General features: G+C 58.6%; 20 protein-coding genes. 6 read left to right on the forward strand and 14 right to left on the reverse strand.

Going from position 1 to position 20,444, the window contains the following annotated elements:
* The first annotated feature begins 1 nt into the window (after position 1).
* From sctC to BLR16_RS10920, 3 genes are read left to right on the forward strand one after another with little or no spacing between them, the layout of a single operon-like run.
* On the forward strand, positions 2 to 2,107 hold the full coding sequence (sctC, locus tag BLR16_RS10910; protein WP_003433473.1) for a type III secretion system outer membrane ring subunit SctC: 2,106 nt from the start codon (positions 2 to 4) through the stop codon (positions 2,105 to 2,107).
* On the forward strand, positions 2,104 to 2,307 hold the full coding sequence (gene hrpT, locus BLR16_RS10915; RefSeq protein ID WP_003314144.1) for an HrpT family type III secretion system protein: 204 nt from the start codon (positions 2,104 to 2,106) through the stop codon (positions 2,305 to 2,307). The genes sctC and hrpT overlap by 4 nt, the downstream gene beginning before the upstream one ends.
* A 2-nt stretch (positions 2,308 to 2,309) precedes the next feature.
* Entirely contained in the window at positions 2,310 to 2,657 is a 348-nt protein-coding gene (locus BLR16_RS10920) for a hypothetical protein (protein WP_003365146.1), read from the forward strand.
* A gap of 399 nt (positions 2,658 to 3,056) precedes the next feature.
* On the opposite strand, the gene sctU is transcribed toward BLR16_RS10920, so the two are convergent.
* From sctU to sctW, 12 genes are read right to left on the reverse strand one after another with little or no spacing between them, the layout of a single operon-like run.
* Positions 3,057 to 4,136 carry a type III secretion system export apparatus subunit SctU gene (gene sctU / locus BLR16_RS10930; protein WP_003433472.1) on the reverse strand — a complete coding sequence of 360 codons (1,080 nt, stop codon included), beginning with the start codon at positions 4,134 to 4,136 and terminating at the stop codon, positions 3,057 to 3,059.
* Positions 4,133 to 4,927 carry a type III secretion system export apparatus subunit SctT gene (sctT, locus tag BLR16_RS10935; RefSeq protein WP_092194243.1) on the reverse strand — a complete coding sequence of 265 codons (795 nt, stop codon included), beginning with the start codon at positions 4,925 to 4,927 and terminating at the stop codon, positions 4,133 to 4,135. Before sctT ends, sctU begins: the two co-directional genes overlap by 4 nt.
* Complete coding sequence (gene sctS, locus BLR16_RS10940; protein ID WP_003339811.1) at positions 4,928 to 5,194, reverse strand: type III secretion system export apparatus subunit SctS; 267 nt, start codon at positions 5,192 to 5,194, stop codon at positions 4,928 to 4,930. It lies immediately after the preceding gene.
* A gap of 7 nt (positions 5,195 to 5,201) precedes the next feature.
* The gene (sctR, locus tag BLR16_RS10945; protein WP_003409078.1) at positions 5,202 to 5,855 is read right to left on the reverse strand and encodes a type III secretion system export apparatus subunit SctR; all 654 of its coding nucleotides are present in this window, start codon (positions 5,853 to 5,855) and stop codon (positions 5,202 to 5,204) included.
* Positions 5,852 to 6,241, reverse strand: coding sequence for a FliM/FliN family flagellar motor switch protein (locus tag BLR16_RS10950; protein ID WP_074805637.1), 390 nt, complete (start codon positions 6,239 to 6,241; stop codon positions 5,852 to 5,854). The genes sctR and BLR16_RS10950 overlap by 4 nt, the downstream gene beginning before the upstream one ends.
* Positions 6,231 to 6,947, reverse strand: a complete 717-nt coding sequence (locus BLR16_RS10955) for a type III secretion system protein (RefSeq protein ID WP_074805634.1) — start codon at positions 6,945 to 6,947, stop codon at positions 6,231 to 6,233. The genes BLR16_RS10950 and BLR16_RS10955 overlap by 11 nt, the downstream gene beginning before the upstream one ends.
* Positions 6,944 to 7,516: a type III secretion system protein HrpP gene (hrpP, locus tag BLR16_RS10960; RefSeq protein WP_003365132.1), complete on the reverse strand. Its 573-nt coding sequence runs from the start codon at positions 7,514 to 7,516 to the stop codon at positions 6,944 to 6,946. The genes BLR16_RS10955 and hrpP overlap by 4 nt, the downstream gene beginning before the upstream one ends.
* A 6-nt stretch (positions 7,517 to 7,522) precedes the next feature.
* A complete protein-coding gene (locus BLR16_RS10965; protein ID WP_060708758.1) occupies positions 7,523 to 7,969 on the reverse strand; it encodes a hypothetical protein in 447 nt (148 codons plus the stop codon).
* A gap of 2 nt (positions 7,970 to 7,971) precedes the next feature.
* Positions 7,972 to 9,321, reverse strand: a complete 1,350-nt coding sequence (gene hrcN / locus BLR16_RS10970; RefSeq protein WP_003365129.1) for a type III secretion system ATPase HrcN — start codon at positions 9,319 to 9,321, stop codon at positions 7,972 to 7,974.
* Entirely contained in the window at positions 9,318 to 10,292 is a 975-nt protein-coding gene (gene sctD / locus BLR16_RS10975; RefSeq protein WP_003365128.1) for a type III secretion system inner membrane ring subunit SctD, read from the reverse strand. The genes hrcN and sctD overlap by 4 nt, the downstream gene beginning before the upstream one ends.
* 33 nt (positions 10,293 to 10,325) lie before the next feature.
* Positions 10,326 to 12,413 (reverse strand): type III secretion system export apparatus subunit SctV, encoded by a 2,088-nt coding sequence (sctV, locus tag BLR16_RS10980; RefSeq protein WP_003365126.1) that lies wholly within the window; start codon positions 12,411 to 12,413, stop codon positions 10,326 to 10,328.
* The gene (gene sctW / locus BLR16_RS10985; RefSeq protein ID WP_003365124.1) at positions 12,413 to 13,519 is read right to left on the reverse strand and encodes a type III secretion system gatekeeper subunit SctW; all 1,107 of its coding nucleotides are present in this window, start codon (positions 13,517 to 13,519) and stop codon (positions 12,413 to 12,415) included. Before sctW ends, sctV begins: the two co-directional genes overlap by 1 nt.
* Positions 13,520 to 13,761: 242 nt before the next feature.
* On the opposite strand from sctW, the gene hrpL reads away from it, so the two are divergent.
* Complete coding sequence (gene hrpL / locus BLR16_RS10990) at positions 13,762 to 14,316, forward strand: RNA polymerase sigma factor HrpL (protein WP_003365122.1); 555 nt, start codon at positions 13,762 to 13,764, stop codon at positions 14,314 to 14,316.
* A gap of 73 nt (positions 14,317 to 14,389) precedes the next feature.
* Positions 14,390 to 16,696, forward strand: coding sequence for a type III effector HrpK domain-containing protein (locus BLR16_RS10995; RefSeq protein WP_003365119.1), 2,307 nt, complete (start codon positions 14,390 to 14,392; stop codon positions 16,694 to 16,696).
* A 615-nt stretch (positions 16,697 to 17,311) separates the two neighbouring features.
* On the opposite strand, the gene BLR16_RS11000 is transcribed toward BLR16_RS10995, so the two are convergent.
* The gene (locus BLR16_RS11000; protein ID WP_003365117.1) at positions 17,312 to 18,439 is read right to left on the reverse strand and encodes a T3SS effector HopA1 family protein; all 1,128 of its coding nucleotides are present in this window, start codon (positions 18,437 to 18,439) and stop codon (positions 17,312 to 17,314) included.
* Between the two features lie 59 nt (positions 18,440 to 18,498).
* Positions 18,499 to 18,882: a type III secretion system chaperone gene (locus BLR16_RS11005; RefSeq protein ID WP_032609490.1), complete on the reverse strand. Its 384-nt coding sequence runs from the start codon at positions 18,880 to 18,882 to the stop codon at positions 18,499 to 18,501.
* 590 nt (positions 18,883 to 19,472) lie between these two features.
* On the opposite strand from BLR16_RS11005, the gene BLR16_RS11010 reads away from it, so the two are divergent.
* Positions 19,473 to 20,375, forward strand: a complete 903-nt coding sequence (locus tag BLR16_RS11010; RefSeq protein WP_241689280.1) for a tyrosine-type recombinase/integrase — start codon at positions 19,473 to 19,475, stop codon at positions 20,373 to 20,375.
* Positions 20,376 to 20,444 lie beyond the last annotated feature (69 nt).

Genomic DNA, 20,444 nt, shown 5'->3' on the forward strand with positions numbered 1-20,444 from the left:
AATGCGCAAGGCCTTGATGTGGTTGCCTTTATTGTTGATCGGGCTGTCCCCCGCCACGTGGGCGGTGACCCCCGAAGCCTGGAAACATACGGCTTACGCCTACGATGCCCGGCAGACCGAGCTGGCGACGGCGCTGGCCGACTTCGCCAAGGAATTCGGCATGGCGCTGGACATGCCGCCCATCCCGGGAGTCCTCGATGACCGGATACGCGCCCAGAGCCCGGAAGAGTTTCTCGATCGTCTGGGCCAGGAATATCACTTCCAGTGGTTTGTGTATAACGACACGTTGTACGTCAGCCCCTCCAGCGAGCACACCTCGGCACGCATCGAAGTGTCCTCCGACGCGGTGGATGACCTGCAGACTGCCTTGACCGATGTGGGGCTGCTGGACAAGCGCTTCGGTTGGGGGGTATTGCCGAACGAAGGCGTGGTTCTGGTTCGCGGCCCGGCAAAATATGTGGAACTGGTGCGCGATTACAGCAAGAAAGTCGAAGCGCCGGAAAAGGGCGACAAACAGGACGTCATCGTATTTCCGCTCAAGTACGCCAGTGCTGCGGACCGCACCATTCGCTATCGCGATCAACAACTGGTGGTCGCCGGTGTCGCCAGCATTCTCCAGGATTTGCTGGATACCCGTTCTCATGGCGGGTCCATCAATGGTATGGATCTGCTGGGGCGAGGCGGTCGCGGTAACGGTCTGGCGGGCGGTGGCAGCCCGGACACTCCGAGTCTGCCAATGAGCTCCAGCGGCCTCGATACCAATGCGTTGGAGCAGGGCCTCGATCAGGTGCTGCACTATGGTGGCGGCGGCAGCAAAAGCAGTGGAAAAAGTCGCTCTGGCGGGCGGGCCAACATCCGTGTAACCGCCGATGTCCGTAACAATGCCGTGCTGATCTACGACTTGCCCTCGCGCAAGGCCATGTACGAAAAGCTCATCAAAGAGCTGGATGTTTCGCGCAACCTGATCGAAATCGACGCCGTGATTCTCGACATCGATCGCAACGAGCTGGCAGAACTGTCCAGCCGCTGGAACTTCAATGCCGGGAGTGTCAACGGGGGCGCCAACATGTTCGACGCTGGCACCAGCTCCACCCTGTTCATTCAGAACGCCGGCAAGTTCGCCGCCGAACTGCATGCGCTGGAAGGTAACGGCTCAGCGTCGGTGATCGGCAACCCGTCCATTCTTACCCTTGAAAACCAGCCGGCCGTGATCGACTTCAGTCGCACCGAATACCTCACCGCGACCTCGGAACGCGTGGCCAATATCGAGCCCATCACCGCAGGCACCAGTCTGCAGGTGACCCCGCGCTCGCTGGATCACGATGGCAAGCCTCAGGTGCAACTGATCGTCGATATCGAGGATGGTCAGATCGACATCTCCGACATCAATGACACGCAGCCAAGTGTGCGCAAAGGCAATGTCAGTACCCAAGCCGTCATAGCCGAGCACGGTTCGCTGGTCATCGGTGGTTTCCATGGTCTTGAAGCCAACGACAAGGTCCACAAGGTTCCGTTGCTGGGCGACATTCCCTACATCGGCAAGCTGCTGTTCCAGTCACGCAGCCGTGAACTGAGCCAGCGCGAGCGCCTGTTCATCCTGACGCCAAGACTGATTGGCGATCAGGTCAACCCGGCTCGCTATGTGCAGAACGGCAACCCTCACGACGTCGATGATCAGATGAAAAGGATCAAGGAACGGCGTGACGGCGGTGAGCTGCCTACCCGTGGCGACATTCAGAAAGTCTTCACGCAGATGGTTGATGGCGCTGCGCCAGAGGGCATGCATGATGGCGAAACACTGCCCTTTGAAACCGACAGCCTGTGTGACCCGGGCCAGGGCCTGAGCCTCGATGGCCAGCGCTCGCAATGGTATGCCCGCAAGGACTGGGGTGTGGCTGTCGTGGTCGCGCGCAACAATACCGACAAACCGGTGCGGATCGACGAGAGTCGCTGCGGTGGTCGCTGGGTCATCGGCGTCGCCGCCTGGCCCCATGCATGGCTGCAACCGGGCGAGGAAAGCGAAGTGTATATCGCGGTACGTCAGCCACAGATATCGAAAATGGCCAAAGAGAGCCGGCCATCACTGCTCCGGGGGGCAAAGCCATGAAGATCAGCAGCGTTGCAGTCGTGTTGGTGGTGTTCGCTACCCTGACCGGGTGCGCCACCCACGGTTGTTCGGGAACTGCCTGCAAACGCCCGGACTCCACCAGCCGCGAACTGGTCATCTGGTGGCCTCCGGACATGCGTGACGGTCTTGACGACCAGGACCACGAGCGTGATTACACCGTCGTGAAGTTAAGGGACTAGACATGATCGAGGTCGAGGAGAAAACAGCGTTCTACTACAACGTTGCGGCGCAGAGTCCTGCGGTCTGGCCGGTGGCAAACGGAGTGTCTTTCGTCAGCCGGCGCGAGCATCATGACTGGGGCATTGCGCTGCACATCGAGGGTCGAGCGCTGCGTCCCGAACAACTCAGAGAGGCGCTGCAACTGAGGTTTTCACAAGCCGAACGATTCAATGACTACTTTCTGTTCCTGGATATGCGGCGTGATTTCGTGGTGTGGCACGCGGTGAGCGACGCCCCCTATGCCGTCACCAACCTGGATGATATCCGGCGAAACGAGCTGATACTGGCAGGCCTGGATCATCTGGCTTAGGAGATAACACCCGCGTGAAAAGAAGACCGCCCCATCTGGGGCGGTCTTTTTTTGCGCAGATGCAATCCAAAAGCATCAGGCAGTTACTGGTCATGCGGAGCTCGGTCGGTTTTCGACACTGCACAGCTGTCACCCCGGCAGCGAGCACTGCCATCAGGATGGGACGACCAGGCCAACTGCGGACGCCAGCGATAAAAAAGACCATAGCCGAGATCAAGCAGCGGCCTGGTCAAGCGCCATGGCTACGGCGCAGCCCCGACATCCAGGCCGACAATGGGCAATGCAGCCCTGTATGACCCGGTATGACTCTGTCTGTGATTCATGCAGGCTTCGACGACCGCGAGATAACGTCGGTTGAGGTCACTTGGCTGGAAGGGTACGCGTATGGCTAAACAGCCATCACAGCTCGACTTCGACCTGAATCACTTCATCGGTGACTTCGTCCAGTTGCCGAACCACTTTGTAGATGTGGCCGACAGCCTGCAGGGTGGGGCGGGGGATGTATTTGCCGACCTTGGAGCGGTACAGCGTGCGGGTCAGCCAGATGCTTTGCACCACCGGGATGCCGGCTTTTTTGGCCCGGGCAATCAATGCCAGGGCTTCCTCGTCTTCCCCTTTGCAATGAATCAGAGGCAGAGGCGTTTCGCCTGGTCGGTAATACAGGGCCACCGCATAGTGGGTCGGGTTGACCAGCAGCATGTCGGCGTCTTCCACCGGCTTGGGCGCAGCGCTGGGCTCCTGATTGAGGATCTCCTGGGCAAGTTGCCGACGATGGCCTTTGACGTGGGGGTCGCCTTCCGATTGCTTGTACTCTTTCTTGATGTCTTCGTGGCTCATGCGCAGTTTTTTCGCATGGAAGTATTTCTGCATGGCGAAGTCGATCATGGCGATCGCCAGCAGCAGCCCCAATATCACTCGCAAAATATGCCTGAACAGCTCGACCAACGCGTGCCAGTAGGTCGTCAGATCGCTGTTGGCCAGCACTGCAAGGGTACCCAGCACAGGTTTGACTTGCACATACAGCGTCGCGCCGATGGCAATGGCCTTGAGCACACTGAGCAGCAGGTTGAGCAGGTTTTGCCCGGAAAACATCTGTTTGGCGTGGGAAAACGGGTTGATCTTGTTGGGATCGATTTTCAGCGCCTTGGGCGCGAACAGAAAGCCGATCTGCATCCAGCTGCTGATCAAACGCATCAGCATCGCTATACCGACGCTGCACAAGGTAAAGCTGAGCAGTACGGAGAATCCTTCGCTGGCAATCAACTCGACCGAGGCGGCAAAGCTGCGGTCGATACCTTGAAAGGACAGCGACAACAGCGCCTCCAGGCGGTTGACGCTTTCATCAGCCAGGGCCAGGGTGATTTCACTGACAGCCATCAGCACCAGCAGTTTGCCGAGGTCCTGACTCTGCCCGACCTGACCCTTTTCCCGCGCGTCACGCAGTTGCTTGGGCGTGGCCTTTTCGGTTTTTTCGCTCACGGCACTTGCACCAGAAGTGTCAGTAGCGACTTCAGATCAACCAGCTTCAATAGTTGACCTGTGCCCAGTTCCAGCAGCGTCGGCAGATAGATCAGCAGAAACGCGAGGCCGGCCATACTCTTGGCCGGCATGGCGAGGATCGAAACGTTCAGCTGTTGCGCATACAGGCCGATGATCGCGAACGCTGCTTCGATCAACAGCAGCAGCGCGATGAAGGGGGCGGCGTAAAGCAGCATGTGCTGCATCGTATGGTTCAACTGCTCCAGAAATACATCCAGGCCGCCAGCGTTCATGCCTGGCAGCCAGGCCGTCGGAGGCCAGACGCTGTAGCTGTCCCAGATGATCTGAGTCATCAGCGACAGCCCCCCGGTGAGGATGACCAGCATGATCAGGGTTTCTTGAAACAATTCGCCCAGTGGCGTGGCGTCAGGGCCCAGCGCCGGGTTCAACTGGCCGCCGCTGAGCGCACCGCGCTGGCTGTCGAGCAGTGCGCCGACCGAGGCGAACATCCAGAACGGCGCATACAGCAAAAGCCCCAGTAGGGTGCCGAGTACCGCTTCCTTGATCAGCAGGCCGCCGATTGCGAACCAGTTGTCGTCGAGGGACTCCAGAGCCCGGGTGATGGCCGGTGCCGGGATCATCGCCATCACCGCCACGACGGCATAACGCAACGGGCCTTTGAGGTATTTGAAGCAGAAGGCTGGCACCAGCAGCATGCAGGGCATCAGCCGCGCCATTGCCAGTCCCATGCCCAGCATGAATTGAAAGGCGCTGTGCGCGTCGAAGGGCATTTAGTGACTGACCCCGGAGCGGGCAATCAGGTCGAAGGCCATATTGATGAACTGGATCAGCTCGACGCCGATCCAGCGGCCGGTCATGGCCAGGGTCAGTCCGACGGCCCCCAGTTTGATGCCGAAGGGCAATGTCTGATCCTGAATCTGCATGAGTGCCTGCAGCAGCGAGGTGACCACACCCACCAGCACCGCAACGGCCAGCGGCGGGGCGGTCAGGATGACGACCAGAAACATGCCTTGCTTGAACAACGCCAACGCTTCCATGACCGCCTCACATATAGGAATAGAACAGGCTGTCGAGCAGACGCGACCAGCCCGATACAAGCACGAACAGCAGCAGTTTGAGCGGCAGCGACAGTGTCATCGGCGAGACCATCTGCATGCCCAGTGCCAGCAACAGGTTGGAGACAATCAGGTCAATGACGATGAAGGGGATATAGATCAGAAAACCGATCTCGAAACCGGCCTGCAGTTCCGACAGCACAAAGGCCGGGATCGCCAGCAGAAGATCGTTTTTGTTGGCCTGATCGGCCATTTCCTTGGGCCACATGCGCTGGGTATTTTCCAGCAGGTGGGCGACGACGTCAGGGTCGGTGTTGCGTGTCATGAAGCGTTGCAGCGGCTCGATGACCACTTTGAGGCTGCTCTGCAGTTTGTCGGCGTTGCTCAGTTCCAGCGGGTGTTCATGGACCCGCTGTTGTATGTCGTGCGCCACCGGGGCCATGACGAACATCGTCGCGGCCAGGGCGATGCCATACAACGCCATGTTCGGCGGTACTTGCTGAACGCCGATCGCGTTGCGGGTGATCAGCAGCGTCATGGCGATCTTCAGAAAGGCGGTGCAGACGATCAACAGGAACGGGATCAGCGACAGCGAGCCGAGAAACAGCGCCAGCATGATCGGGTTGACGCCCTCCATGATCATGAGCGCGCCACCAGCCGGGTAATCTGCAAACCGAGGCGGCCTTCGACGTCGACCAGTTCGCCTTCGGCAACCACCTGCTCACCGTGGCACAGCGTGGCGTGCCCTGGCGCGATGCCGCTGACTTCAAGAATGCTTCCGGTGTCCAGTCGACGCAGTTCGGCAAGGGTCAATCTGAGCTCGCCGCAGCGCAAGGTCAGGTCCAGCTCCAGTGAATCGAGCATCGGCGATTCATGGTGGTCTCCCGACTGTTCTTCATGCTCCGCGTAGCCGAATGCGTGCTCGGCGTATTCGTCGTCACGCTGTTGCTGATCAGCCTGTTCAGGCACCGGTTCTTCATAGTCGTCGAGCATCTCGACGTCGTCCTGATACAGATCTTCAGTACTCATGGTGACTGTGCTCCTCATGACTGAGCTGCAGAAAAAGATGCTGTGCCTGTTGGTCGGTGCGGACCGCCCATTGACGTCCAGCGAGTGTCACGGACCCTTGTCCGGCGCTGTCGAAGCGGCAGCGGGCGGGCAGCACCACGTCACCGGGGCGTAGCGAGGCGATTTGTTCCCGGGTCAGTGACAGTTCGCCGACGATCAGCGGTGTCGACACCGACCAGAATTCGTCCAGGTTACGATTCAAGACCTGCCAGTCAGCCGAACCCAGAAGCCTGAGCAGGGTGGCGGGTGCGGCGTGCAGGCGGGTATCCAGTCGCTCGCTGCCCAGCCTCACGTGAACGCGGCAGCCGATGGCCAGCTCGGTCGGGGTGTCGGAAAACGGCGCAACAGGCGCCAGCAGGTCGGCGACCACCGGGCTCAGGCGCTGGTTGAACAATTGCCAGTACCAGCCCTGGTGCTCGCCGCCAAGCGTGAAGGGCACTTCGCCCAGCAGGCTGAGCAACGCTTCGGCATCGCTCAGCAACAAGGGGCCGACCGCCGTATTCAACCAGACACCGTCTGCCGGTATCCGCGCGTCTTCCAGCAGCGGTAGCAGGCTCAGTTCGGCGTGCTGACCGCGGCTGCTGAAGCCCAGGCGCCGTCCGGCACCGAGTTCGCGTGTGGCTTGGGCCAGCAGAGCGTCGACCTTGCGCAGACGCAGGGCGCTCATGCTGTGAAGTCTTCATGCATGTCCAGCTCGACGTCCTGACCGAGCGCCTGTGCCAGCGATTCCCGGCATGCGCCGGCCTGGCCCTGCAAGCGCTTGAGAACGTCACGCCGACCAAACCCCAGTTGAATATTCCAGCGGTTTTCGGATTTGCTGGCGTTGACCCGCACGCTCCCCAGATTGGGCATGAGCAGGCTGAATGCCAGCGGACCGTCTGGCTGATCGGGCAAGCGCTGAGCCAGCTCGTCGATCAACTGCGTCGGTACGTTTTCGGACTGTGCGGAGAAGGCCACACCGCTGCCTCCGAAGCCCTGCTGATCCGGCTCTTCGCCTACCTGCGGTATCAGCAGTTGCGAGAAGAACATGCCGTCGGCGCTCATCGGGCTGTCGGTCACTGAACGGTTCAGCGCGAAACGAACCTTCTGCACATCGCCCCTTGGCGTCCCGGTAAAGGCCGGCGGCTGGTCATCGAACCTGGCGGGCTGACGCCGCGAAGGCAGGGGGCGCGAGGCGGCTGGCGGCGCACTCGGCGCGGGTGGCGCTTTGGCGGGGGTTTTGATCGGTGCGGTCATCGTCACTTAACCTTCTTCGTTGAGCGTCTCCTCCATGCAGGCGAGTTTCTCGACCGCGCGCTGAGACGCCTTGGCTTGCAGCCGTTTCTGTTCAAGCAACGCCTGTTGTTCAGCTACTCGCATTTGCTGTTGCTGCACGTCCTGGCGGATGTAAGCCAGGCGGTCGAGCATGGTTCTTTCCTTTTCGTGCCAGCCGTCCACATCAGTCAGGCTGAGAGTTCTTTGCAAATGCGCATGGGACAGACTCTCTCGGCGGCGCTTGTGGTTTTCGCGTTCCTGATTCAGCGACGCCCTGGTCTCTGCTAAGTGGTCGAGCATCGATTTCAGTTCCAACTGCGCCTGGCGATGAGCCCGCTCGGCACTGGCCTGACGATGTTGACGCAGTGGCGTGAGCAGACCGATCACCTGCTGCAGAGCAACCTGTTGCGGGTCGTCTTCCAGTGGTTCGTCCATGGCTACTCCGGCAGTTGAGAGGTGAGTTGCAGCAGCCTGTCCAGGGTTTCCTGCAACGGCACGGGCTCACGCAGGTCCTGGCGCAGGAACGCGTTTATGGCTTCGTTCAGTTGCACGGCACAGTCGGTGACCGGGTCGGCCCCGGCCTGGTATTCACCCAGGCGCAGGAGCATTTCCACTTGTTTGTAGGCGGCCAGTAACTGGCGCAGGCGATTGTTCGCCCGTTGATGTTCACGACCGGTGACGTTGCTCAGAATCCGGCTGATGCTGGCCGACACATCGATAGCCGGGTAGTGCCCGCGCTCGGCCAGCTTGCGCGACAGTACGATGTGTCCGTCGAGCAATGAGCGCACTTCGTCGGCGACCGGATCGTTCATCGAGTCCTGTTCGATCAGCACCGTATAAAGCGCGGTGATCGAACCGTTCTCGCTCATCCCGGCGCGCTCCACCAGCCGTGGCAGCAGGGTGTACACCGAGGGCGGAAGACCGCCGCGCCCCAGTGGTTCGCCCGAGGCAATACCGATTTCCCGTTGCGCGCGGGCGAAGCGGGTCAGGGAGTCGAGCAGCAATAGCACTTTCTGGCCACGGGCGCGAAAGGCTTCGGCGATGGCGGTGGCAGTGAACGCAGCGCGGGCGCGCTCCATACTGGAACGATCGGAAGTTGCACAGACCAGCACCGAGCGGCGGCGCAGGGTTTCGTCCAGTTCGTGATCGAGAAACTCGCGCAACTCGCGACCCCGTTCGCCGATCAGGCCAAAAACGATGACGTCACAATCCATGTTGCGCGCCAGTTCGGCCATCAGTGTGGTCTTGCCGCAGCCCGCACCGGCGAATAGCCCGACACGCTGGCCCTCACCGAGCAGAATCGCACTGTCGATGGCGCGTATCCCGGTGGGCAAAGCCCGGGTGATGCGCGGTCGCTGGGTCGGCGGCAGGGCGTCGGCGATCACCGGCAGAGTCGTGCGGCGGTCTTCGGGGCCGGCGAAAGCGCCGAGGCAATCGCCCATCAGCGGCCGCCCGAAACCGTCCAGTACACAGCCGAGCAGGCTGTCGTCGACGCCGATCCGGTGTGCCACGCCCAGCGGTCGGATCGGCGCGCCCACCTGAATACCGTCGGGTGGGCCCAAGGCACTGAGCAGCGTGCATTCCTGGGTGAAACCGACGATTTCGGCCAGCAGCAACGAGCCATCGGCTTTGCTCACTTCACAGAGATCGCCGACCTTGGCCGATGGAATCCTGCACTCCAGCAGAATCCCGCGCACGGCGCTGACCCGGCCAATGACGCGCACCGCGCAATACTGGCTCAAACGCTTGGCATGCGCGTCTTTCCACAGGTTCAGTGCTGCATTCACCAGTTCACCTCGATATGGCGATTACCGTCGAATTGCAGACGCTGATTATCGATTCGGGTGAGGCGCAGGCCATCCACTTCGTCACCTACGTAAACACGTCGACCGTCGGCAGTCACCAGATGCGCATGCGGCCCGGTCATGATCTGAACCACCACAAAGGGCAGGGTGTTGCGATTGCTGCCCACGTTGTCCAGGACGGTTACCGGCGAGTCATACAGCGCCTTGAAGCGCTGAAGCATGCGCTGGTAGACCAGCAGCGATTCTTCTTTCAGATCGCCGTTGAGGATCAGCCCGTCGGGCGTCTCTTCCACGCTGATGTCAGTCAGCAGGCGGTCGCTGAGCATGGTGCTCAACTGATGGCGGACGGCATCCGCGTTGCTCAGGCGTATGCGTTTGTCGGTCACAGGGTTTGCAGCCCTGGCTGGTGCCTTGGGCGTATCGGGCAAGGCCTCTGTTGTGGCGGCAGCCAGGTGTGCCGGGCTCTGATCCATCGCAATAGCAGGCGGGCGGGTCAGGCTCCAGGCGCTGCCGATGACGCCCACCAGCAGCCCGGCGATGATGCCCGTGGTGCGGTTGAGAAATTGCGAGCGGGACTTGACCTTCTCCAGCGGCACATCGTTGTGTGCCGGCCCGGATTCGGCCTCGGGCTGTTTGGGAAGCACGGCGGGCACCGAGGGCCACTCATCGCCCGCAGGCGAAACGCACAGCCACACCGAACCCAGCATGAAAGCGTTATTGAGCGTCAGGTCGATGCTCGGCCGGGCGTTGCCCTGTTCGTCGCAGACCGCGCCTTGTTCAGCGTTCAGTGTCCAGTTGTCGTCGACACGTTGCAGGCGGCAATGCAGGCTTTCCACGCCCGCATCGTCCAGCGCCAGATCGTGTTGCCCGGCAGAGCCAATCGACCATTGCTCACCGATCAGCGGTAATGCCGCGCCTTGGTGCTGGCCATTCAGTACGCGTAATTCAAACATCTGAAAGTCTCCGTGCATTCAGGCCTTGCAGGCTCAGGCAGCGTGCTCGTTGTCCAGCGGCTCGAGATCGTCTTCAAGGTCGAATCGACCCATGACCTTGACCTTGGCCGCGTTGCTGATTTCCGCAAAAGATAGTACGGGTACATGGTAGAACTCCTCCCTCAACAAGGTACGCAGAGGGCTGCGCAGATCCTGTGCCACCAGCAGAACCGCCTGTTCGGGAGCTCGTACCGGGAAGGCAATGTGCAGCTGTTGCACGAGCATCTGGCTGGTCTCGTTGCTCAGCGCGAAGAATGTTTCGGTTTGCGTCTGGCGCAGGCCATCGCGCAACAACCCCTCGCTTTCCGGCGTGAGCAGCCACACTTGCAGGCCTTCGGCACCGCAGTACTGGTGGTAGATCTGCGACTTGAGCGCAATGCGCACATAGTCGGTCAGCACATTGGTATCGCGTTCATGCTGGCAGTGCTCGATCAGGGTTTCGGCAATGACCCGGATCGCCCTCAGCGGCACACACTCCGAGGCCAGGCGTTGCAGGACGGCCGAGAAGCGCGTCAGGGTGAGGACCCGCTGCATTTCCTGAGCGAGTTCCGGTTGCTCGGACTCCAGCCAGCTGAGGATCGCTTTGGTTTCCTGCAAGCCGATGAACTGCGGCGCGCAGGACTGCAATGCACGCTCCATGCGTTCGATGATCAGCGTCGTGGAACTGACCGGGTTCAATTCGCCAGACTGCTCGGCAGGCAGCCAGACCCATTGATCTTCCTGGCGGTCGGTATTTCCCGGGATGGCCGCTGGAAGGTTTTCGCCTTCCAGCTGGCGCGCTTCCACGGCGACATGGCTCTGCGTGAAGGTGGCCTTGAGCATCGGTACGTCATAGACGGTGAAGCGAAACTCGTCCGGGGCAATGTCATCGACATGCTCGATGATGAACGAAGGCAGGGTCAGGCCGTACTGCACCACCAGACGGTTGCGGCGCTTGCGTATTTCGCTGACCAGCGCTTCGATCTGTGCGCTGTCCTGACCGGGGTGGAATTGCAGCACAAACTGGCGGCTGGGCGAAAAAGTACGCAGGTCTTCCTTGCCGTTCATTTCTGGCGCCACAGCGGCTGTACGTTGCTCATCGGCCTTGGGTTTTGCTCGTTGCAACTGCAGCAGTCCACCGGCACCGCAGATGATCGCGATGGTAATGAAAACACCGGTCGGCATTCCCGGCAGGGCCGCGAAGCCGAGCATGGCCACCGAGGCGATGATCCAGGCCTTGGGCTGGCTGGTGATCTGCTCGGCGATCTCGCGGCCAATGTTGGCTTCCACACCCGCCTCGGTGTTGGGCACGCGGGTGATGATCATGCCGCTGGTCACGGAAATCAGCAGCGCAGGAATCTGCGCGATCAGGCCGTCACCGATGGTCAGCACGGTATACAGCTGCAAGGCGTCGCCTGCCGCCATGTTGTGTTGCAGCACGCCGATGGAAATGCCGCCGATCATGTTGATGGCAACGATGATCAGGCTGGCGATCGCATCGCCGTTGACGAACTTCATGGCGCCATCCATCGCACCGAACAACTGGCTTTCCTTGTTCAGTTCAGCGCGTCGTTTGCGGGCCTCGTGGACGGTGATCAGGTTGGCACGCAGGTCACTGTCGATGGACATCTGCTTGCCGGGCATCGCGTCCAGGGTAAAACGCGCACCGACTTCGGCGACCCGTTCCGAGCCTTTGGTAATCACTAGAAAGTTGACCACCGTCAGGATCAGGAAGATCACCAGACCCACCGCCAGATTGCCGCCCACCACGAACTGCCCGAACGCCTCGACGATGTGTCCGGCGTCCTGGTTGAGCAGAATCAACCGCGTGGTGGAAACCGACAGGGCCAGACGAAACATCGTGGTCAGCAGCAGCACGGCAGGGAAGGTCGAGAACGCCAGTGGCCTTGGCAGGTGCATCGCCAGCATGATCAGCAGGCAGGAAATACAGATGTTCACGGCGATCAGCACGTCGATCAACCCGGTGGGCAGCGGCGTGATCATCATGAACACGATGGCGATCACAAAAAACGCACCGACCAGTTCCGAGCGGCGCATGGCCGACAGCGCGACCATGTTCAGAAAGTTGATGACCCGGTTCATCAGGCAAGCCCCTCGTATAGTTGCTTCTGTTCCTTATGCGTAAGCTCGGCCATCAGCGTGAGTAGATTATTCAGCGCGGCCTGGCGGCTTTTCAGGTCCCGCCAGAGCAGGATCGGCAGTTGCATCAGCATCGGCCGCAGGCCATTGAGAAACGCCAACTGGTGTTCGAGTTTGTTGCCCCCGATGTGCTGGGTCAGCTGCAAGGTCTGATTCACGTTCATGCCATTGGCCGTCAGGGTCAGCATGTGTTTGAGGAAGGCCGGAGGGTCCACGGTCAGTTTGGGATTCTTTTTGCGCATGCGTCCCAGCAGGTGTTCGCAACCGCGCAGCAACGTAGTGACATGGCGCGCGGTGGTCAGGCCATGCATCAGCGTGCGCAGTTGTTCATGGGAAGCCGACGGGGTAATCGCCGAAAGATCGTCGGCGATGGCTCTACGCATGTCGCGCAGGTTCAGGTCGAACTCGCCGGGTTCCTGTTGCTCGCCGATCAGGGCTTCGATCAAACCCGTGACGTTGGGTTGTCCCGACACCGCTACGCCATACAGATTGCGCAAGGCAGTGCGGCGCTTGTTATCGATGTTCTGGCGCCCGAAGGCTCTTGCGGTATTGATACCGGCGCGGGCGCGCGGACCGAATCGGCGGCGCAGATGTTTAAGCGTCTGGGTCAGCGCTGCATATTCTTCTTCAGCCCCATCGTCTTCTGCCTGTTTGCGCGCTGCCTGCAACACAACGTGAGCCTTGGCAGCGTCGCCGTCAGCGAATTCCAGAACCTGTTCCAGATCGGCGTCGTTGTCCTGCAGCAGTTTTTTGCGCAGCAGTCTGGCGGCGTTATCCAGCCCGGTGTCGCTGGTGCTCATCAGCAACTGATAAAGCTCGCCCAGTTTGACGGCCCGCGACTGCAGCGCGTTCCTGCTCGCGATCAGCTCTCGCTCACGCAGTATCCGGCTGTGCTGCACCAGCGCTGCGGCGAAGCGCGAGACCTGCAGTGACGAGGTGCCTTTTTCATCAGGCAACCCGCTGCCGGGAATCGCTCGCGCAGCCGGTGTGATGGCGCGGATTGGCGCTACCGGACGAATGGGTAATGTAGGCGGGGCGACGATTTTCATAGGACGATTCTGGGCCTGGTCATGACCGCTGAGTGGGTCATTGACGCGGTTCGGTTCCCTGATGCCGAAGGCTTATGCGTTTGTGCCAAAAGCTGCAGAGCCAAAAACCGTGTTGCGCAAAAAAATGTATTTCAAAGAATTTCAGATTTTAAAATAGTCTTATAAAACAGATATTTATAAATATTTTTTGGCTGGCATGGTTATCGCTATAGGGCTTGCACTCCATTAAATGAGGCAAGCCCATGCTCCCGAATCTTGTGATCCTTGATGTAACCGAACCACGCAAACCATCCTCGTCCGCTGGTATTCGTCAATTGACGGCCGATCAGATCCAGATGCTCAGGGCGTTCATTCAGAAGCGGGTAAAGAACGCCGATGATGTGGATGACATCCTGCAGTGTGTGTTTCTCGAAGCGTTACGCAATGAGCACAAGTTTCAGCACGCCAGCAAACCGCAAACCTGGTTGTGTGGCATTGCACTGAATCTGATCCGCAACCACTTCCGCAAAATGTATCGCCAGCCTTATCAGGAAAGCTGGGAAGACGACGTCCATACCGATCTGGAATGGCACGGCGATATTACTCATCAGGTAGACGGGCACCGGCAGTTGGCACGTGTCATAGAGGCCATCGATTGCTTGCCGACGAACATGCAGAAGGTCCTGGAAGTTTCGCTGGAAATGGACGGCAATTATCAGGAAACCGCCAACACGCTGGGTGTCCCGATCGGCACCGTCCGCTCACGGTTGTCCCGGGCACGGGTGCAGCTCAAGCAACAGATAGACCCGTTTGCCTGAGTGGTTATCTGTCTGGAACCAACTCGCACGCAAAACCACACAGTTGCCATCCCTCACCACTTGGATGGCAACCATGCGTATATCCAGTTCTCCCAGTCCTGCCCTCGGCAGCATCGTGAATCAACCCACCTCTGGCGAACTGGCTGCTGAGACGCCATTGGCCAAAGCCTCGCTCACGCAGAGCGGCGCAGGTGGTGGTCAGGCTTTTGTACAGTTCGGCCAGGCCAACGACAGCCCATCGTCCTTTTCGGGAACCGAGCAAAGCGGCTCATCGCTGATGAGTCTGCTGACTCGCAGCAGCAGTAGCGAAAGTACCTCAAGCGTCGATCAGGACAGTGATCAGGTGTCCCCGATGACGTCGGTCTCGTCAACCGCGAGCGCGTCACCCACGGCGGCCTCCAACCCGGCGAATGCACCGAGCGCGACCGATGCAGCGTTTCTCGATAACTCCGAATACTCTTCGCCCGAGGCGCTCAAGCGCTGGGAACCGATGGTTGCCAACCTGCCGCCCGAAGAGCGCGAGCAGGCCGCCAAAGAACTCAACCGGCCCATCGCCGCAGCCTGGATGGCCAGAGAGAATGGCCCCAACGCCGAAAAGGCGATGGCGTTCATCAATGCCAATCCTGCGTTGAAGACGGCGGTCGACGTCGGCAAGGACGGCGGTAATGCAGATGGCAAAATCACCAACAAAGACCTCAAGGCGTTCGCCAAAAACATGGAGAAGGCGGCCGACAATGCCGACAAAGACGTGGCCAAGTACATGGAAGACAACCCCGGCGCCGATCCTCAATCCCTTGAAATGGTGCGCAGCGCAGCGGTGATGCGCGCCAATATGCCGTTGGCCACGGCTGCCGACCCTCATCATGCAGTCGGGGCGGCGGACAAGACCGATGTCGATGGCAATGTCAGCGCCGAGGGTCTGAAAGCGCTGATTAAAAGTAACCCCGGGTTGTCAGGTACGCTCAAACAGTCGTCCAACATGTGGTCGCAGGCGGGCTTCCTCAGCCAGGTGGATGAAGCCGGTCTGACCGGGCGCAAGAAGGCTGCGCATAGTCCCGACCAGGTGTTCGATGCGTCCAATATGAGCGAGTGGATCAGAAAGAGCGCTCCCAAAAATGGTGGCCAGTTCGCCAGCATGCTCAGCGACGCCGCGACGTTGAATTCGGTAGCCGGTATCGATATCAGCAAACTCAACGCCCAGGTTTTCGAGAAGCCCAAGGCTTACACCGGCGCGCAGAAGGCCGCTGTGATGATCAAGTTGCAGCAGACTCAGCAGAGCGTGATAGCCGGGCGGGATTTGCGCAATACCGAGAAGACCGAGGCGGGCCTTAACGAGCGAATCGCTCAGTTGCAAGCCGATCCCGACGTTCAGGAGTACCTCAACAAAAGCATTCCCGAACAGGAGCGCAGCCTGGTTCGCAGCGATTCGGCGCTGCAGAAGGCCGTGACTGAGCAGGCTCAAAACGTCAACAGCGGGAAGGCCTTGCAAACCGACCTGGCAACCGCAGACAAGGCCGTCGACAAACACAACCCCGACCCCGATTACAGCGGCGCCATCACCGGCCTGTCGGCTCAACTGCAACTGCAAAAAGACCTGTTTCCCGATGCCCAGGTGCCCACTGCCCAGCAAGTATTCAACAACCAGCCTGATGAAGTGCAAACGAAGATTGCCGATTCCTACGTTCGCAACTTCAGCGAGGGGGGCGCTCTGAAACAACTGCTTGGCCAGAAAAAGTCTGACGCCGGTGAGTCTCTGCAAACCGCAGATAACCAGAAAGCGGCGTATGAAAGCGTGCTGCCCGCTGATTTCGTTAATGGTGAGCGTGAGAGCTACACGGCCAGCACCTTGTCCGAACTGCAGAACTCCAAAAAAGGCCGCAAGTTGCTGGAGGGCAAGACCGATGAAGAGGGTGGCCCTTCGCTGGCCGAGCAGCTCGCCGAGCAAGGTATCGGAGGCAAGGCATTCAATTCGGTCATGGGCTTCGCGTCAGTGTCTGACAGGCTCGCCAGCGGCGACAAGCTGGGCGCGGCTCAGAGCATCATCGACAGCTCCAGGTTGGGTGCGGAGGCAATCAAGGGCGGCATAGACACCGGCGCGAAAATGATGGGCCGCGAGGCGTCCGCCGGCCTTGGTCGTCTGGGCGGACAGATGATCGGCCGCGCTGTCGGCCTGGTTGCCGGCGAAGCCACAGGACTTGCCGCAGGCGCAGCGCTGGGCGCTGCAATCCCGGTGATCGGCTGGGCCATCGACGGCGCCATGGCTTTGGGTTTTGGTATTTCGGCGATTATCGACGCAGTCAAAAAGCACAAGGCACAGAAGGCGTTTGATCATAACGTTGACCCGGTGCTGGATCAGTTCGGGATTGACAGGGCGCATTGATAGCAGGGAAGAGGTTGAACTCTTTTTCAAGCCTCTTCCTCTTGTGCTGTGTATGAGGTGCTTGTATTGTTCCGCCCGTCTTCAATCCTAGGGTTTTTTACTTGCCAGGAAAGTATTGGCATGTTGATGCCGAGGTTGAGGAACACGTTGCCCATAGGCAGCGGTTGGCAAGTTTATCCAGTGTCGCGTTCGGACCCATCAGGCACCTACTCAAAAATAATTCAAAAGCCCGCGGTGAGCGGGCTTTTTCATATTGATTGCTCCTGCGTTGTCGTGCGTAGGCAGAGACCGTCTGTTTATCCTCATTCGTGATGCGCGCGAGCAGGTTCCTCGCCAACGGGCTTATCACAAGACCACTCATCGCCCTCTACCCAGTCGGTGATAAAGGCTCCGGAGAAAGCGGTTGGAGAGCAAAAAACCGATCAGAGGCTGATTCAGCATTCAGGCTGCGGCGCTCAGTACTGTTCCGGCTTTTAATGAACTGCTAAACACCCCTGAAATAGAAAACGCCCGATGCGGTGCATCGAGCGTTTTAAGTGTGAAACAGGTATAAATCTATCTCAGGACCACACAGGTAATAAGGGCAGTGAGTGTGTCAGCTATTTAGCCCCGATTTCAGTTTCGCGCCCTGAGCGCCGGATTTTCCGGGTCATAGCCTCTTTCTGCCAGCGCCATTTTGAGTCTGTTCTCCATGGGGCCCTGGCCTTTCAAGGCATCCATGATAACGTGTGTTCTCGCCTGTCCGTGGCTGGAAGGCTGCCCTTCAACCGACTCGGCATAAGAAAGACCGAGACCCGTCGACTGCATGCTTAGCGGTGTATGTTCGACGAATCCTTCAGGAGGGATACCGCTCAGCTTTTTCAGCTTTTCGCCCAGTTTTACTGCTTTTGCAAGATCACCATTTATGTAAAGAATGGCAGAGTCAGTTTGCTGGCCATATTTTGCCGGACCGACGACTTTACCTTGTGTCACAGATTTGTGCTTGTCCATCAGGGTTGCCATTGCGAGGGCCAACTGCGCTCCATATTTAGGTTCTACACCAATGGTAAGTCGTCCCGAGTTTGTCTCAGGTGCGCGTTGGTCTTTAGGAACCATTCTAAAAAAGCCGGTTCTGGCATTTCTGTCTTCAGCGATGTATCGGCCCAGATCAAGCTCTTCCTCTTCCCGATCATCATGGATCTGCGGGCGTATGATAAGGTTTTTCTTGTTATCGAGAGCCTGTAGCGTTTCCAGGTAATGTTCTTGCTCTGCCGCATTCATAGGCGTTGTGTCTGGCGTGTCCCTCTTGTAGATCATGTAGATACCGATTTCGGTATCGCGCCCGAGCGCCTCAGCTTTTTCAGCCCATTGCTGGAAGCTGGCAAATGTCTGTTTTGATGTCAGTCGGCTGTCGGCAGCCTTGATTGCGGCGCCCACAGCGCTACTTCCGCCCTTCTCCAGATCGAAGCGTCTGCCCAACATTCTGTCCAGGCGTGGAACTGCCGCCGCTTTCTCGTTGAGTACCTGGGCTATTTGGGCACGCTGGCTTTGTCCGCCAATAAGATGCGCTGCGCCTTTGAAGAACTTGTCTGCTTTGGACTGTTGATCGGGTCTGAGGACCGCGATTGAGCCGTCAGCGGCCGCACGAATCTCGTAACGCTTGCCGTTGACTTCCAACTGACCCTCGGATTTGATTGCCTGAATATCAACGTTTGAATGTCTGAGCGCTTCTACGCTGGAGAAGCGTGCATGGATAGGGTTCACTAAAAGCTCCTTACGCTAAGCAAGAGTAGTTGAAATACGTCGGAAGATTGAAAGCGCGGTCACGTGCGGGCTTCTCGCCAACACTTCATCCATTCGACCAATCCTGCAATTTCGAGCTTCAGCATCTCCACGCTGACTTTTTCCCGCGGGATGCTTTGGTAAGCGTGGTACAGGCCGCTTTGCTCATCCCAGCCAATGCCGGGGCCGGCATTCACAAGGGGGTTGAGAGCGCCAGCCAACAGGCGCTGCAAGGGTAGATCCTCGTGTGGCTCAAGCAGACCAATCAGCAACAAACGTTGATGCGTGTCGTCGCGCAACAGCGTCAGAGCGAATGCCTTGTCGATGATCATGTTGCACGCACCCTTATCGTCAAACGCCAAGGCGGGCATCTCCATGCATCTTGAAAAGTCATCAAGCAACGTTTTGTAGAAAAGGCTACTCATAATCGGTTCGCCACTGTGGATTTGTCGGGTGGGTGGCAAATTTTCCCGATAAGGTTCCATGCGCGTACAGAAACGTCAGGCAGACGCCCTGTCAGTGCTTACGTTTCGAAAGGTTCAAGTGATTAGCGGAGCGGCATTTGGAGGTCTTCGCCCACTGCTCATCGAAGGCATGTGTGTAACGACGAATGTTTAATGCAGGAAGGCTTTGCTGGACGTTTAGCACTCTATTCCGAGAAAGAGGCGGAAGAGCGAGGATTGGATCAAGGCACTTTCCACCAGACGAAAAAAAAGACCTTGAATTTCAAGGTCTTTTTTAAAGGTGGTGCCCCGAGGGGGAATCTTAATAGGTCGCACAAATAATTGCTATAAGTTGCATGTGGCTGCAACATCTTGTTCTGTAAGGTTTTAATGCAATTGCAGGTGTGCAGGTGGCGGCATCTGGTTGCATTGGCGTGGTACTCTTTACGCCATTTTTACGCCAATAGGGTAACGATGTGGCCTCATACAGAAAGCGAAGTGGGGGATGGCGAGCCGAGGTAGTCAAGCTGGGGATTCGGGACTCACAGACCTTCCCGACAAAGGCAACTGCTGTGGCATGGGCAACGCATCGTGAAGCAGAAATTCTGGCGGGAGCTGGCAAGCCAAAAGCTGGCAACCAAATGACGCTATCAGAGGCTCTGAGGCGATACAAGCGTGATGTATCTCCGACGAAGGCTGGGCAGCGATGGGAAGAACTGCGCCTGGATAAGATGGACAACGAGCTTACGTTTGTGGGTGAATTGATCGGGGACGTCACCGCTGATCAGATTGCGGAGTGGCGTGACCTTCGGTTGAAAAAGGTGGCCAGCCCTTCTGTAAGGCGCGATATGACTCTGCTGTCCTCTGTATTCGAGATCGCCAAGCGAGAGTGGAAGTGCTGCACAATTAATCCTGTGCGCGAGGTCAAGCGCCCAAGCAACGGTCGGCGCAGAGATCGCCGCGTATCAGCTTTGGAAGAGATTGTTCTCATTAATCGGTTGGGGTTTGTTGAGGGGCTGGCACCTACTACTTTGCAGCAGGAGCTGGCCTATGCCTTTTTGTTGGCACTTGAGACGGCCATGAGGCAGGGGGAGATTCTTGGCCTTAAGGTGAGAGACGTTCGACTGAAGGACCGATACGTTCATTTAGAAATGACCAAGAATGGAGAGAGCCGCAATGTCCCGCTAACAAGGCGTGCAGGGGAGTTGTTGCAAGTGCTGGTGGGTGAACGTGCTGGGGATAGTCAGGTTTTCAGGCTCAGCTCTGCGTCTGCTGATGCGATGTTTCGTAAGGTCAGAGATGAGTTGCATATCATTGATCTGCATTTCCATGACACCAGGCACGAAGCGACAACTCGGCTTGCTCGAAAAGTTGACGTCTTGGATCTCGCCCGTATTACAGGTCACAAAGACCCTCGTTCGTTGATGGTTTACTACAACGCCACGGCGGCCGAGATGGCCGCGCGGCTTGACTGATTGAGAAATTGATTACCATCAGGTGGACCGTTTCCGCTGCACCTACCCACGGTTGAATCACCAACTGTA

The organism is Pseudomonas sp. BS3767, from assembly GCF_900099665.1.
Classification (GTDB): domain Bacteria; phylum Pseudomonadota; class Gammaproteobacteria; order Pseudomonadales; family Pseudomonadaceae; genus Aquipseudomonas; species Aquipseudomonas cerasi.

Excerpts from the sequence above, each read along its gene's own strand:
- sctC (WP_003433473.1), top strand. The coding sequence starts at position 2 with ATGCGCAAGGCCTTGATGTGGTTGCCTTTATTGTTGATCGGGCTGTCC.
- hrpT (WP_003314144.1), top strand. The coding sequence starts at position 2,104 with ATGAAGATCAGCAGCGTTGCAGTCGTGTTGGTGGTGTTCGCTACCCTG.
- BLR16_RS10920 (WP_003365146.1), top strand. The coding sequence starts at position 2,310 with ATGATCGAGGTCGAGGAGAAAACAGCGTTCTACTACAACGTTGCGGCG.
- sctT (WP_092194243.1), bottom strand. The coding sequence starts at position 4,927 with ATGCCCTTCGACGCGCACAGCGCCTTTCAATTCATGCTGGGCATGGGA.
- sctS (WP_003339811.1), bottom strand. The coding sequence starts at position 5,194 with ATGGAAGCGTTGGCGTTGTTCAAGCAAGGCATGTTTCTGGTCGTCATC.
- sctR (WP_003409078.1), bottom strand. The coding sequence starts at position 5,855 with ATGATCATGGAGGGCGTCAACCCGATCATGCTGGCGCTGTTTCTCGGC.
- BLR16_RS10950 (WP_074805637.1), bottom strand. The coding sequence starts at position 6,241 with ATGAGTACTGAAGATCTGTATCAGGACGACGTCGAGATGCTCGACGAC.
- BLR16_RS10955 (WP_074805634.1), bottom strand. The coding sequence starts at position 6,947 with ATGAGCGCCCTGCGTCTGCGCAAGGTCGACGCTCTGCTGGCCCAAGCC.
- hrpP (WP_003365132.1), bottom strand. The coding sequence starts at position 7,516 with ATGACCGCACCGATCAAAACCCCCGCCAAAGCGCCACCCGCGCCGAGT.
- BLR16_RS10965 (WP_060708758.1), bottom strand. The coding sequence starts at position 7,969 with ATGGACGAACCACTGGAAGACGACCCGCAACAGGTTGCTCTGCAGCAG.
- sctD (WP_003365128.1), bottom strand. The coding sequence starts at position 10,292 with ATGTTTGAATTACGCGTACTGAATGGCCAGCACCAAGGCGCGGCATTA.
- sctV (WP_003365126.1), bottom strand. The coding sequence starts at position 12,413 with ATGAACCGGGTCATCAACTTTCTGAACATGGTCGCGCTGTCGGCCATG.
- sctW (WP_003365124.1), bottom strand. The coding sequence starts at position 13,519 with ATGAAAATCGTCGCCCCGCCTACATTACCCATTCGTCCGGTAGCGCCA.
- hrpL (WP_003365122.1), top strand. The coding sequence starts at position 13,762 with ATGCTCCCGAATCTTGTGATCCTTGATGTAACCGAACCACGCAAACCA.
- BLR16_RS10995 (WP_003365119.1), top strand. The coding sequence starts at position 14,390 with ATGCGTATATCCAGTTCTCCCAGTCCTGCCCTCGGCAGCATCGTGAAT.
- BLR16_RS11005 (WP_032609490.1), bottom strand. The coding sequence starts at position 18,882 with ATGAGTAGCCTTTTCTACAAAACGTTGCTTGATGACTTTTCAAGATGC.